Genomic DNA, 13,943 nt, shown 5'->3' on the forward strand with positions numbered 1-13,943 from the left:
ATACTATCATTATCTCAATTTTCCCTGTATAAAAGTATGGCACTTTCAAAATTTGTAAGCGCTTATTTTAATCGTTTTACTGAGCATTTTACCAATATAACAAAAAAAGAACCAGCCCCTAATTGGGCCGGTTCCTTGAATTTCTTTTTAGTCGCGTTTCAGTACATATTCCCCATCATTATTACGAGTTACTGTGGCGCCAAGCGCCTCGGCAACTGATTTGAAAGGAACATACAATGTACCATATTCATCCGTATATGGAGCTTGTGGCAGCGTCAATGTGCTTCCTTCCAATACAGCCTGTTTAGAGCCACTTTTCAGCTTAATCGTCTTACCTGTAATATCATCAATTACAGTAGTCTGTTTGGCAGCTGCATCCCATTTTAACTCGGAGTTCAGTTCGCTCGTCAGTTCACGCAATGGAATAAAGGCAGTACCACCACGATTCTCCAAGACGTAGTAATCGTCTTTAGGATCGAAAGTTGTTTCTACTTTTGTAATTTCCAAATCATTTTTTAAAATGTTGTAGATCGGAGAATTCGCTTCAAAATTGCGCAGCGTTGCTCCCGGAGTTAATTCAGCTTGTTTATTCAAGTCAATAACACCGTTAGAAATATCCACTTTATCAGCCGTCACACTACCATTGACGTTCCAGGATTGAGTTTCGGTCAGAATTGTGAAGGACTTCACCGGAAGACCGTCCACATCTGGCAAAGCAACCGTCAGGTCTGTCGCCGCTTTGCGAACATTTCCTTTTTCATCAAAATACATGTCGCTTTTCAGAACCGTGTTAGCACTCAGAACCGTTTTGATTTCAGGGGACTGTGCATACATGGTGCTAACGCCTACATCATACTGATCAACGGCCAGATCCAAATACTTTTTAACTTCGGTATAAGCCTCATTGACCATTTTTTCTTTGTTAGCACTCAGTTCCGTTGTTACTTTATCACTACCTTCAATATTCATGCCGGAAGCAATCGTTTTAGTCATATCAATGGCTTGCCCGATCAGCTCTTTCAAGCCTGCTTCGTCCTTCGCCAGATTCGCCAGGAACGGTTTTACCAATGTTACCAGCTCATCACCACGAAGTTCAGCATGCAGATGGGTCAGTTTCACTTTGTCCTTTTCACCGTATACTTCCTCGGTTACAGACGTTGCAGAAATGGTAGAAGGGTTAGGCGCATGCTTGAGCATAAGTGCAGCGGCTGTTTTCGTCAGTTCTCTCACGTCTTTGGAATATACATATGGATCAAATCCAGCAGGCAGACCGCTCAAACTCTCTTGCGAGTTCATAGATATGTAATAAGGTTTTTTGGCACCTTCCAGTTGAATAGCCAAACCTTGGCGGTCTAAAGCAAGTTCAAACGGCAAATTATACTTATCGATGTGCAATGTACCTTTGGCAGAAGCAAGTTCCTCCGATTGTACTTTGGCTTCATCCACAGTGACGGAAATCGAATTAATCAAATCTACGATTTCCTTATCTCCTTGCGTGATTCCTTCTTTTGGAGTCAATTTAAGAGAGATTTTCTCCGTTGTCTGCTGGGATTTCACATCAAGTGTTCCCAATAAATTTTTACTTACATCAAATCCACCTACTGCCTGGCAACCTGTCAAAGCTACCATTAACAGAATAAGAGGGACGGCGATCCATTTTTTTATATTCATATTAATCCCCTTTCAAGATATTTCCGTAATCTCTTCTATTATCTCAGTGTTAACACGCATTGTAAATGAGTAGAATGGAAAATAGAACTAGTTATTTAGAATCAATTTTCAGCCTGAAGCATCCGGTAAGCCAGTAGTGCCATTTCCAGGCAACGACGTTTGTCAGGGTCTGACAGATTTCCCTCTATGATTTCATTAATTTTATCCAGCCGATTATAAAGGGTCTGTCTGTGAATGTACAAAATTCCGGCGGTATCACGCTTGGAGCCATGGGATTGAAAATAGGCATCCAGTGTATCCAAAAGCTGCATATGGTGCTCACGATCATGCGCAATCAGCTCGCCTAAATGGTCCTCTACGAACTCTTGTAGAAATGGAATGCGGGGCACCGCCTTCAACAACTGATAGATTCCGATGCTGTCGTAAAATAACCGATCCTTCATGACTGGGACGCTTCGTGCCACTTCAATGACCTCATATGCCTCTTCAAAACTGCGATCCGTCCCCGTCATGCGATGCCTTACCTTACCAAAGCCTGCATGAATGCGCACCTTATCAAGCTGTCCTGCGGCATAATTCTGAATATATTGAACAGTATGGGCAAGCACTTTTTTCATTTGCGCTGCGGAACGCAGTGTTAATTCCTCCTTGGCACAAAGGATGTAGCATTGACTTCCCTTCATCATCAGCAGGTTGTGCAACGTTTCTTTTTTCAACAATGAACGAAGCAGCACTAGCACATCCTGATTGATGGATTCCTTGCGTACCTGACTGGCATCCTTGTCCTGATGTTCTACCTCAATGACCCCTGCCCAAAATAAATACTGCCCCTTCGATAACAATCGCAGGCCCATCCGGGTCTGAGCCTGTTCTTCACTGGGAAGCTGTCCGCTCAGCACATCCTGAATCAATTCATTTTGATTACGCAGCAATCGGTCTTCAAGAAACTGTGTTCTCAGCACCAATGTAGCGGCTGCCTTGGCAGTGTAATCGAGTAGCAGCGACATTTCTTCCGTCGGCATTTCACTATGCAGTACCAAACCTACTGCGGAAAACACCTGACCGAAGCATACAACGGGCTGGAACAAGACGGCAGTGGATTCATTCAGGTGAAACAGCAGATGCCCCTCCCGATCGGCGGTCATACTAGATTCCACTTCATTGGCATAAAAATCTGCAATACGGTCCGCTAGATCCGGCTGGACGGAAGGTACGAATCGATTGGTTTCAATGGAAGACATGTAGATGACCTGCCGGGCTGCATAGTCATGAAGCACACGCAAGAGGGCGTTCATATCAGTGCTGCGCAGGGTTTCCTGCTGAAGCTGACGTGAAAATCGCTCCAGATCTTTTAGAAGTTCATGATGTCGGTTAATAAGTAGGGAATGAATATCTTGTGTAATTTCAACAAAACGCACTGGCTGCTCAAATACGATGACCGGGAAGTGATGTCGTTCCGCCAACTCCAGAATTTCAGAGGGGATTTCATGAATGCTCGTGCCCAGCTCCACACACAATCCTGCGGCTTCCGAGCGGATCAGTTGCTCCATATACTCGGCACGCTCTTCCCCCTTTCGGGTGAGCCACAGGCCGGTCGTCAAAATCAAGTCATGACGGCTCACAAACGGAGAAACATTTGTGATTTCTAGCACATGGACCCAACCCACAAGGCGATGTACGCCCTGTTCCCCCGCCGCCAGCTTCGCCCGCCGGAAAACGGGACGTTCCAGCACATCCGCAATGGTAAATGTTTTTTTACCGTTCATCGGCATTCTCCTTATGTATATGTCTTTATGTCATTTTATATGACATATATTCATCAAAAAGTCGAGCCTTTAAGTCAGATAATCCGACAAAATGTATGATGTCAAGGAGCTTCACCCCTTGTAAACTGTACCTAATCTAACATGAATTGCATTTATCGGCTTGAGTCCATGTAACTAATCGGCAGGGCTGCGCAAAAATGATAGTGTAATTTTCTTAACAATTATTTTTAGGAGAGGTGAATGAAATGAAAATTGGGGTTCCGAAAGAGATTAAAAACAATGAAAATCGTGTCGCTCTAACGCCAGCAGGTGCAGCTCAAATGATTCAACACGGACATCACGTATTTGTGGAAAGCCGTGCAGGTGTTGAAAGCGGCTTTACGGATGGAGATTATGCCACTGCGGGTGCGACTCTTGTGCAGCAAGCTGCGGACGTGTGGTCCCAGGCGGATCTGATTATCAAGGTAAAAGAGCCGCTCTCCTCTGAATACGTATATTTTCGACCAGGATTGATTTTATTCACCTATCTACATTTGGCTGCCGAGCCAGCACTGGCCCGCGCTTTAACAGACAACGGCGTAACCGCCATTTCCTATGAGACGCTAGATGTTGAAGGTAGCCTCCCGCTGCTTACTCCGATGAGTGAGGTTGCCGGTCGAATGGCTGTACAAATTGGAGCACAACTGCTGGAAAAACCAAAGGGTGGCAAAGGCATTCTGCTGGCAGGTGTGCCGGGGGTGAAACGCGGTAAAGTGACCATTATTGGCGGAGGGGTGGTCGGCACCAATGCTGCCAAGGTCGCCATCGGTCTTGGGGCAGATGTGACACTGATCGACCTGAGCCTGCAAAGACTGCGCCAACTGGACGATATTTTTGGCAATCAGCTCCATACGCTGGTGTCCACCCCGTCCAACATTGCTGAAGCCGTGGCGCAAAGTGATTTGCTGATCGGTGCTGTCCTGATCACTGGTGCCAAAGCTCCGCGGCTCGTAACGGAAGCCATGGTACAGACGATGCAGCCCGGCTCTGTGATTGTGGATGTGGCCATCGACCAGGGCGGCATAGTCGAGACGATTGACCACATCACCACACACGATCAGCCTACCTATGTGAAGCATGGCGTCATTCACTATGCGGTAGCAAACATGCCGGGCGCGGTACCGCAAACCTCGACGCTCGCTCTGACGAACGCAACGCTCCCCTTTGCTCTCCAGCTCGCAGATTTGGGTGTGCAGGAGGCGCTTCGCAGAAGCAAGCCACTGCTTAGCGGCACCAATGTCCTGAACGGACATATTACCTATGAAGCGGTCGCACGTGATTTGGGATATCCTTATGTTCCCGTAGAACAGGCATGGCAGGCAAAAGCCTTACAATAAGCTCAAAGAACCACACGCTCTTCCCAGCAGGGACTGAAGCGTGTGGTTCTTTTTGTGCTAGCTGTATCCACCGTACTTACTGCATTTCAGACGATCTCTGACGAAAGGAACGTTTGAAGATGGCGATAAATATCTGTGATTTCGTCTAGCGACATGCGCACCAGTCCGCTAGACGAAGGTGCCACAAATTCATGCATCTCGGGAATGAGCGGTTCAGGCTGAAATCCCCAATTTACTTTGGATTTTTTACTGTATTCGGTGTACACGCCTTTGCCGACAAAGCAAGCAACCTTCGGACGGTATTCCTTTAGCTTCTCGTATAGCTTCAGACGTCCTTCGGCGTATTCCTCGCGTGCAATATCCTCTACTCCCCTCGTTGGACGGGAAACAATGTTCGTAAAGCCGAAGCCCAGCTTCAGCAGCTCCCGATCTTCCGATGGATCGTACAAGCGAGGTGTCAAGCCTGCTCCCTCCAGTATGCGCCAAAATCGGTTGCGCGGATTCGCATAATGATGTCCTACCTCGCCTGATTTCAAGCTGGGATTAAAGCCGATGAATACAACGGATAATCCATAATCCAGATGATCATCTACCTCATGCAGTTCTGTCTCTCGCTCTGTCATGGGCTCCTCCTTCCTCAAACAATATCCAGCGGCTGCTTCCGCTTTGGCGGAGGAAAAACTTCGTCTATTTGTTGAAGTTGTTCAGGAGTGAGCCGAATACTTGCTGCCGCTGCATTTTCTCGTACATGCGATTCCTGCACCGCCTTCGGAATTGCCCAGACATCACCGTCCCGTATGACCCAAGCGAGCGCAATTTGGGATGGAGTTACCCCGTGGCTGGCAGCAATGTCTACCATAACAGGATGCTCCAACAGCCCCCGTCGCAGGCGGCCACCTTGGGCAATCGGGCAATAGGCCATCACAGGCACCCCATGCGTACGGCTCCAAGGTAGCAGATCATATTCGATGCCCCGCGAAGCTGCGTGATACAGCACTTGGTTGACAGCGCAGGCTTCGCCTCCACTTAGGCTCCATAGCTCCTCCATGTCGGACTTGTCCAGATTGGACACTCCCCAGTTGCGGATTTTGCCCTGCTCACGCAGTTTTTCCATACCTTGTATCGTCTCTTCCAGCGGAATATTCCCACGCCAATGCAACAAATACATGTCCACGTACTCCGTTCCCATTCGGGTAAGGCTCGCCTCGCACGCTTGAGCCAGTCCTTGACGGTCCGCATGATGAGGATACGCCTTGCTAACAAGATAGACATCATCCCGGCGACCCCGAATGGCCTCTCCGACGATCTCTTCTGCGCCGCCCTCCGCATACATTTCAGCCGTGTCCACCAGCGTCATGCCCAGCTCTAAGCCAAGTTGAAGCGCGCGCACTTCTTTCTGGCGGAGTGATGCTTTTTCACCCATATGCCACGTGCCCTGCCCGATTAGCGGCACTTCACGACCGTCAGTCCAGGTAATCACACTTTTCTTATGTTGGCTCATATGCATTTCCTCCTTAGGAGCCTGATGCCACAGGCTTGTCAAATAGATGGCTCTGCGTCCAATGCTGTCCACCATCCGAGGTGGTATACATGACTGGGGCCTGCTCTAAATCCGAGAAAATAGCCCAGCCTTCCTTGGCATTTGCCATCCCGATTTGCTGACCACCATAACCGTCAAAGCCTTGCTTGCCATTGTTCCACGTCTTGCCGCCGTCAGTCGTCCAGCCGATGGTATTGGGCTTGTCACACGGTGCGCAGTAACCACCCATCCATGCGGTACTGCTATTAACCGCATAGAGCATACCTGGTGCAGCCCCTTCATTTTTGGGAACCTGGTTGTCTTGCTGGCTAATACCTGGTGCCGGACCGCCGCCAGCAGTGGCATTCGCCAGCACAGCACGCCAGCTTTGTCCACTATCGGCAGTATGCCAAAGCGAATACGACGTCTGATTCATCCCCGTATCGCCAACCAGCTCGATCCATGCGTTGCCACGTTCTACCGAACGAATAATGGCTCCATTTAGAGGCGCCTCCGTTGTCCGTGACATGACAGTAGTCCACTTTTGGCCCCCGTTAACCGTGTGTAAAATCTGAAACGAACGGTCTGTGTCCTGCGTAACTGCCCAGCCGTTTTGCTGATCATGGTAATATGGCTGTCCTACCGTGTGACCAGGCACGGGGAGCGAAGACCAGCTTTGCCCACCATCCTTCGTATATTGGTTGCCACTGAACCCTTCCTTGGATGATACAAAGTGTAAAAAGCCCGCTTGCCCTTGCTCAGGCACAGTCCCGACAACCTCCCAGCGTTTGCCGCCATCGCGAGTGGCCAGCAGCGATCCGCTATCTGCCATAACAGCCCAAGCCTGCTGCCCGTTCAAGGCAAAAATCTGCTGAACCGTACCTTGACCCTGATATTGCACATTCCACGTCGATCCGACTGAACCGGATGCAACCGCGTCCGTTCGGGCAATCCAGCCATTTCCGCCGATCCAGCCGGATTGGCCGTCAATCAAACGCAGCGCGGTAATATTGTCCATGCGGACCTTCGCTATCGTAGTGTCTGTGGTTGCTTGTCCTCCTGTTTTCGGTGTATCTACAGTGGTTCCTGAACCATTCGCTTGTGCCGAGGTGACACCCTTTTGCTCATTTTGAGCCGTTTGTCCTGTTTGCGAACTTGTTTGTGAGCCTGTTTCACACCCCGCTGTCACTATGGCTACGGCGAGTAAAAGCACCCAGACCGATGTTTTTTTCTTCATTTTCGTTCATCCCCTTATGTTGGTGATACACATGCTGTGCGGGTATTGTATTCACAGCCATGTATATTCTATGTATTACCCTGCTGTCTTCGTTTCACTCTTAAGGTGAATATACGGAATGGACTGAATGCAAACCAGTGTTACAGGATTACGAGTTTACAGGAACAAAGCCACCCTTTTCGATGGCCCGGGTTCCCGCTTCGCTTTGCAGCCATTCGAGTAATCGTTGCATCGAAGGGCTTGGTTTCTCGCCTTCCCGTGTGACCACGAACAGTTGAGCTGTGAATGGATATTGTTTCGAGCGAATGTGCTCTTTGTTCGGCTCCACTCCATCAATAGACAAAAATTTGACCTCTTGACGATTATGCATCACATTTGCAAAATAATAAAATGAATATCCGAGCGCGTTGTGATCCTTGTTAAAATCTGCGACTGCATTAATCATACCACCCATAATGCCAATTTGTAGTTCACGTGGCGGGTCAGCCATCTCATGGCCTCCCATCACTTTCTTTTGCATGTATGTCTGACTGCCTGAATTTTCTTCTCGCTGGTAAGCAATGATCGGCTGATCCCTGCCCCCTACTTCATTCCAATTGTGGATAGCCCCTTCATATATACGACGAACCTGCTCCGAAGAAAGTCCGTCAACCGGATTGTCTTGATGCACGAGAAAAATAAACGCATCCCACCCAATGGGTGTGAGCTTCATTTGAATTCCCCGGCTTTTTGCCAGACGCAGTTCCTCATCGGAAGGACCAGCCACCAGAATCAGATCCGCCTTCTTTTCGATCAAATTGACATATGCCTGATGGGTCGTGTTGAATCTCAATTCGTGTGCCGCTCGCGCCTTGCTCATTCCGGTCAGTTCATGCAGCATATCCTGTGCAAACGGAATGGCCGCCGTCGCCCCGTCAACTACCGGAAAATCCTTCTCCGCGATGTACGGACGTTGAGGAAGCATCAATGAAATCGTCAGCACAATGACGAGCGCAGCAGATATCGCAGCAACAATCCATTGCCATCTATGATCCACCTTACCATTCTTGTCGGTTAGCGCTGGATAACGATTCACCCCAACTCCTATTACCATGCCAGCTATCGGCAGCAGTGCAGCCAGTAGAAACCAGAATTCACCATGCTGTGTATAGGGTCCCAATACCTCCAACACAGGCTCCGCCCAGGTGTGATAGAGTGAAAAGAGCTGCCACGCTCCTCCCACTTCAGCAGGTTGACCACCAGACCCTTGTATTCCTACAATCCACAACCACAGCCCACATAATAATGATAATAGCCCAGTCAGCATCAGCGAAAGCTTGCCCATGCTAGACATACGCGCACTCAAGGCACCATAAGCTGCAAAAATGAGACCGATAATCCATGCATATAGAAGTAGTATTACAAACACAGTTGTATCTGTCACACCTTCATGCCTCAGCAGAAGCTGCACTTGGGGTGCCACAACCATACTCCAAACTACATTAAACATGACTGAAAACAATCCAAACATAAACGTACCGCCCAGCCATGGCCAGAACCATGCTATCCGAACAGACTCGTCCTTTTCCGGCTTGGTTATAACTCCCTTTGGATCAGACATGTACATCCCCCTATATCTAATGAATGAAATGAGACTGTAAGCCATTGCTTCTTCATTGTACAATTATGGTAAAGATTAGTATACGAGAGGAGGATAAAAATGTCTTTAACCGATCACCCGAATCATACATCTGATGTAACCTTGCTCCGAAAAGCACATGATGATCTATGGCATTCCTTACAGCACATTCCAAGCGATGAAGCACTCAAGCTACTTCACAGCTTTGCAACCCAGGTAGCGTTCTATCACGAGAAAAAGGACAAGGAGGCGGACTGTAAAAACTACTTCCGAACTCCCTTGCCCTATATAGCGATAGCCGTTGGTATTTCACTGCCAACCGCCATGTGGCTTCTGATATTGTTCTTACCCTAATGCTTATGGCAAAAAAGGCCTCCCCCACGGGAAGGACCTTTTTGGTATCGAATCTTCTTTATATCGCTCTGGCATGGATCAAAAAACGGTGCTGCTTCACGCCCCAGTACCCATCACGTTGGATATCCAAATACAGACCATACAGCTGTTCTATATATTTCTCTGGCTGAAAGTCTGCAATCTGCCATTCAATGGCTTTTAAATAGTAGACAAGTGCTCCAATATCGTAAAACCGCTGTATTGGAAACTGCTCCTGCTGCTCTACAATTTCGAAGCCATTGCTTTTCAAACCTGCAAGTGCTTGAGAAAGGGTCCAGTCCGCATACTCGTAATCAGGTGCTCCCAAGCGGGCGTTAAGGCCTGCACAATCCAGGCCTCCCACCTGTTGAGTCAAAAACGTACCTCCTGGACGCATAATACGGCGCACTTCCGCTGGCGAAAATGACTCATGCTTGTTCAGCACAAGATCGAACCCGGCATCGCCAAACGGAAGGGAATCGTCATCATGTATAGCCATCACGCGCACACCCAGCGATTCCAATCTTGCCTTGGCGATAGGAACGTTCGGTGCATATGCCTCTGTCGCACAAACGATCTCTGGAAAAGGACGTAACCGCGACAATAGCTCTCCCCCACCTGTTCCCATATCCAGCATCGCTTTGGAGGAATGGATCAATGCCAAAGCCTTGCCGGCATAAGACCAGTCCAAAGGCTCGCTCGCCACTCGTCCTGTATCCAAAATGAATGAAAAATCCCATCCGGAAAATGGCTGCCTATGATGCTCCAACAACTGTAGAAATTCACGATCTTCTGTATATTTCATATTATTTTGCTCCTCCACTATTGGACTGGACATAATTGAACTCTTCTCTCTGTATGTTCTACGTTGTATCTCTCTGTGCCTTTATTATGTCAGCCCTAATGTGGAGGAGCTCTTACCCGTCGATAAGGTTGTTATATGTCGTGTCCGAACCATCCCATGTTCATCTACCTCCGTCCATATGCTATCCAAACCAGATACTGTCCTTCGTAAGAGCTTAAGGAATTGCTGGTAAAGCCTTTGCAAGCTCCGGTGTCATATCTTTCGGAGTTAATAAGTAATAGCCTGTGTGGGCATCTGAACTGTATAAAGGCTTAATCTTAACTTGAAACATATAAGTGCCTTTCTCTATATTTGGAGTAAGGTTATAAGGTCTGCGCTTTTCCAGTACAGTACTCCAAAGCTTCGGATCTGTAATAGTTGTTGCTTTGTGTTTCTGTTGAATACTTCTAAATAGCTTATAGTCTTCAATATACTGATTGGGTTGATAAGGTTCAAGCTCTTCAGTAATAATAGGAACAGCCCGTATCGAAAAAATATCCTTGGCATCAATGATCACCTTATCCGCATACCCCTTTTGCTCTAGCCAACCTGTAAGCTTGTGATATGAAGCCGGCCAATCAAATGAAAATTCACGAGTCCAGCTCGGTTCGTTATTGGTAAAGGATGACTCTTTGTTTGTAATAGAAACACTCCCTAGGGGATATCGATGTGATTGCATTTCGCTATAACTCATATTTAATACTTCTTCTCTGAGTATATCTTCAAATTCACGTGCTTCTTTGGGATTGGTTAAAACCACTCGTCTTTCATTATCATCTACGGATTGGATATTAATCGTCTCTGCTTTTCCTTGCAGCTTATCCAACTTGTACCTCACCATTTTGTAAGGCTCTGCTTCCATCACTTTAGTCAGTTCTGTCCGGAAGGGCTTCTCCGGGAATGTATAGCGGCGAGTCATGGTGGAACCATCATCCAAACGGTAGACTATGACTGCCGATTCGACGGCCAGGTTTTTGGACAACGTTTTCTCGCCAGCTGCATGTGCACGTACAAGTTCACGATGTAAATTTAGCACAGAGGCGATATAAGCCCTGTCTTGGGAGTAATAAGCTTCTGTTTGTGCATCTCCCCCTAGAGGCTCCTCTTGCCCCACATAAACCTTTTCTACGGAGTGAGCTGTTGGAATCCGTCCCTCATAACCCAACCAACCTGAAATCGGGATATATAGTACCAGCCCCATGATCACACCGTAAACAACCATTTCCACCAAAGCACGAACACGCACAATTTGCCACGTCTTGCGGATGACCATCTCTACAACGATGTAGCCTAAAATAGCTCCAAGTGTATACCCAAAAATCGACCAATTTACTCCTCTTGTACCTGCATTATAAAAATAATCACCTAGTACTAGCATGGCGCATAGTATAACCCCTGCCTTGAACAAAGGCTGTAAGAAAGGAAATGCTATGGCCTGAGTCGCCTTTTCGACCAAGCGTATACGATACAAACCATAACTCAAGGCGACAAACAGCAGAGAGATACCTAAATAGGCAAGTAGCTCTATGTAGGAAAAGGCGCGCTGCGGCAAGTTCTCCATAATGCGTACAAACGGCGATAAGTTTTCCCAAACATTATTATTGCTACGAAACTCCGAACCGTTAATATATTGGACAACGGTTTCTCGCACCCGCACATAACCGTATAAATTACGTTCCAGAAAACGCCCCATCATCATGAATAGAAACTGAGGCAATAGCAGCAAAACATACACTACTACGGTCTGTAGCAACGATTGTCCCACACAAGTCCCTACAAACACGGTAAAGGTAAACAGGAAAATCGTAAGGACGGATACGACCAGAGCCCACGATCCAATATCATGGATATGGAAAATATAAGGCAGTTCGACTGACGTGTTAACCCAAGCAGTTACTCCCGCCGTCAGCCACACAGGTACAAGTAAAAGAATAAGACCGCTAATGAAATGTGCCGTTAATAGATGCTCTCTACGCAAAGGTAGGCTATGATACAAATCGGATGGCCCCTGTCGCTGAACAAAACGAAGCAGCATCACGCCTGCCAGCACCGGTACGGTCATTAAAATTAATTTTTGCAATTCATTACCCGAGTTTGTGCTATCGAACAAGCTTTTTAAAACCACTCGCGGTTGTTCATCACCAATGCTCATAAACAATGGCAGCGGTACTGTAAACAGCAATCCCGCCAAGTACAATAGACCGATCCAGCCATGCTGTCTCAAGCATTGGCGAATTACGCCGCCGCTACAGAAGAATCGGTTGGATGTCATAACCTGCGTCCTCCATTTCATAAATGAAAATTTCCTCAAGCGTCAGCGGCAACAAATCGAATACATGCGGCTCATACGCTTCAATTGTCTCTGCAATCCGCTCTCGCTCACCACGGATAATAAGCAGCAGAACACTGCCCCTCCGCTCCTTATGTACGACCGAAAGTTGGCCACAGACAGCTTCCTCATGCATGCTGTCCCGAAAAGCAACCTGCACCTTATGCGTATCAGATTTGAGGTCGTCGACCTCTTTTTCCAACAGCATCCGTCCTTGGTGCATAATGCCGACATGATCACACATGTCTTCAATCTCACGCAAATTATGAGATGAAATTACGACGGTCATCTCACGTGCAGCGGTTTCTTGGAACAAGAGATTTTTGATCATTCTACGCATCACGGGGTCCAGACCATCAATGGGTTCATCCAAAACCAGCAGCTCAGGCATACAGCTTAAGGCAAGCAAAAAAGCGGCCTGACGCTTCATCCCCTTGGAAAAACGGTGAAGCTTTCGTTTAGGATCTAGCTTGAAAATCTCGGTAAGCTGTGTGTAGCGTTCCTCACTCCAAGTTGGATAAATGGAGCGGTAAAACCGGGCCATCTGACGAATTGTCGCTTGCGGGAAAAAATAAGGGGTATCCGGCAAAAACAGAATGTGCTGCTTGACTTCAGGCTGCTCATACACCGGCTGTCCACCGATTAGCACCTTGCCAGTATCCGGTCGGTAAATCCCGGCAATGATTTTGAGCAGTGTTGTTTTCCCTGCTCCGTTCGAGCCCAGCAGTCCAAAAATGGAGCCCTTCTTCACCGTAAGGGCGAGCTGATCGACAGCCTTTTCTTCTGTAAATGTCTTTGTGACTTCCCTTAATTCAATCAAGGGACATCCCCCTTTCCTTTGTTTCTATAGCTTCCACGTATATGTCGTCCACTTCCTGCTGTGTAAAACCGAAATGGACGGCTTCAATCATCTGTTTTAACAATGCCGTCCGAATCTCATCCCGTTTTATTTGTTGTGGCTGATGCTGGGCAGGTGTGACAAAACTGCCTTTGCCTTGAACGGAATAAATGTATCCTTCTCGTTCCAACTCTCGATACGCCTTCTGAATCGTATTCGGATTCACCGTTAGCTGAGCAGACAATGTCCGTACGGAAGGCAATTGCTCATCCGGCTGAAGTGATCCGTACACGATCATTTCCTTTACCCTGTCCATAAGCTGTTCGTAGATCGGCTTGCGGCTGCGGATATCCAGCTCGAACATGGACTTCCT

The 13,943-nt window shown here is 47.6% G+C and carries 12 protein-coding genes; 2 read left to right on the forward strand and 10 right to left on the reverse strand.

Annotation, left to right across the window (positions count from 1 at the left end; all coding sequences use genetic code 11):
* Positions 1-147 precede the first annotated feature (147 nt).
* Positions 148-1,671, reverse strand: a complete 1,524-nt coding sequence (locus tag MHB46_RS08835) for a copper amine oxidase N-terminal domain-containing protein (RefSeq protein ID WP_341162103.1) — start codon at positions 1,669-1,671, stop codon at positions 148-150.
* A 101-nt stretch (positions 1,672-1,772) separates the two neighbouring features.
* Positions 1,773-3,437 (reverse strand): PucR family transcriptional regulator, encoded by a 1,665-nt coding sequence (locus MHB46_RS08840; protein WP_341162104.1) that lies wholly within the window; start codon positions 3,435-3,437, stop codon positions 1,773-1,775.
* Positions 3,438-3,682: 245 nt separating this feature from the next.
* Here MHB46_RS08840 and ald point away from each other — a divergent pair, with 245 nt between their 5' ends.
* Positions 3,683-4,813 carry an alanine dehydrogenase gene (ald, locus tag MHB46_RS08845; RefSeq protein ID WP_341162105.1) on the forward strand — a complete coding sequence of 377 codons (1,131 nt, stop codon included), beginning with the start codon at positions 3,683-3,685 and terminating at the stop codon, positions 4,811-4,813.
* Between the two features lie 86 nt (positions 4,814-4,899).
* Here ald and MHB46_RS08850 read toward each other — a convergent pair whose 3' ends face one another.
* The 4 genes from MHB46_RS08850 to MHB46_RS08865 form a co-directional block, all read right to left on the reverse strand.
* Positions 4,900-5,436, reverse strand: coding sequence for a mismatch-specific DNA-glycosylase (locus tag MHB46_RS08850; protein ID WP_220027161.1), 537 nt, complete (start codon positions 5,434-5,436; stop codon positions 4,900-4,902).
* Between the two features lie 14 nt (positions 5,437-5,450).
* Entirely contained in the window at positions 5,451-6,314 is an 864-nt protein-coding gene (locus tag MHB46_RS08855; protein WP_341162106.1) for an aldo/keto reductase, read from the reverse strand.
* A gap of 13 nt (positions 6,315-6,327) precedes the next feature.
* Positions 6,328-7,569 carry a WD40/YVTN/BNR-like repeat-containing protein gene (locus MHB46_RS08860; protein WP_341162107.1) on the reverse strand — a complete coding sequence of 414 codons (1,242 nt, stop codon included), beginning with the start codon at positions 7,567-7,569 and terminating at the stop codon, positions 6,328-6,330.
* A gap of 148 nt (positions 7,570-7,717) precedes the next feature.
* Positions 7,718-9,169, reverse strand: coding sequence for a PstS family phosphate ABC transporter substrate-binding protein (locus MHB46_RS08865; protein WP_341162108.1), 1,452 nt, complete (start codon positions 9,167-9,169; stop codon positions 7,718-7,720).
* A gap of 99 nt (positions 9,170-9,268) precedes the next feature.
* Here MHB46_RS08865 and MHB46_RS08870 point away from each other — a divergent pair, with 99 nt between their 5' ends.
* Positions 9,269-9,541 (forward strand): hypothetical protein, encoded by a 273-nt coding sequence (locus tag MHB46_RS08870; protein WP_165176592.1) that lies wholly within the window; start codon positions 9,269-9,271, stop codon positions 9,539-9,541.
* A gap of 58 nt (positions 9,542-9,599) precedes the next feature.
* Here MHB46_RS08870 and MHB46_RS08875 read toward each other — a convergent pair whose 3' ends face one another.
* The 4 genes from MHB46_RS08875 to MHB46_RS08890 all read right to left on the reverse strand — a co-directional run bounded on the left by MHB46_RS08875 (position 9,600) and on the right by MHB46_RS08890 (position 13,934).
* On the reverse strand, positions 9,600-10,364 hold the full coding sequence (locus MHB46_RS08875) for a class I SAM-dependent methyltransferase (RefSeq protein ID WP_341162109.1): 765 nt from the start codon (positions 10,362-10,364) through the stop codon (positions 9,600-9,602).
* A 214-nt stretch (positions 10,365-10,578) separates the two neighbouring features.
* Positions 10,579-12,675 carry a multidrug ABC transporter permease gene (locus MHB46_RS08880; protein WP_341162110.1) on the reverse strand — a complete coding sequence of 699 codons (2,097 nt, stop codon included), beginning with the start codon at positions 12,673-12,675 and terminating at the stop codon, positions 10,579-10,581.
* Complete coding sequence (locus MHB46_RS08885; RefSeq protein ID WP_341162111.1) at positions 12,650-13,552, reverse strand: ABC transporter ATP-binding protein; 903 nt, start codon at positions 13,550-13,552, stop codon at positions 12,650-12,652. Before MHB46_RS08885 ends, MHB46_RS08880 begins: the two co-directional genes overlap by 26 nt.
* Positions 13,545-13,934, reverse strand: coding sequence for a GntR family transcriptional regulator (locus MHB46_RS08890; RefSeq protein WP_341162112.1), 390 nt, complete (start codon positions 13,932-13,934; stop codon positions 13,545-13,547). The genes MHB46_RS08885 and MHB46_RS08890 overlap by 8 nt, the downstream gene beginning before the upstream one ends.
* Positions 13,935-13,943: the final 9 nt, after the last annotated feature.

This window comes from Paenibacillus sp. FSL H7-0703, assembly GCF_038003485.1.
In the GTDB taxonomy this organism is placed as follows: domain Bacteria; phylum Bacillota; class Bacilli; order Paenibacillales; family Paenibacillaceae; genus Paenibacillus; species Paenibacillus polymyxa_B.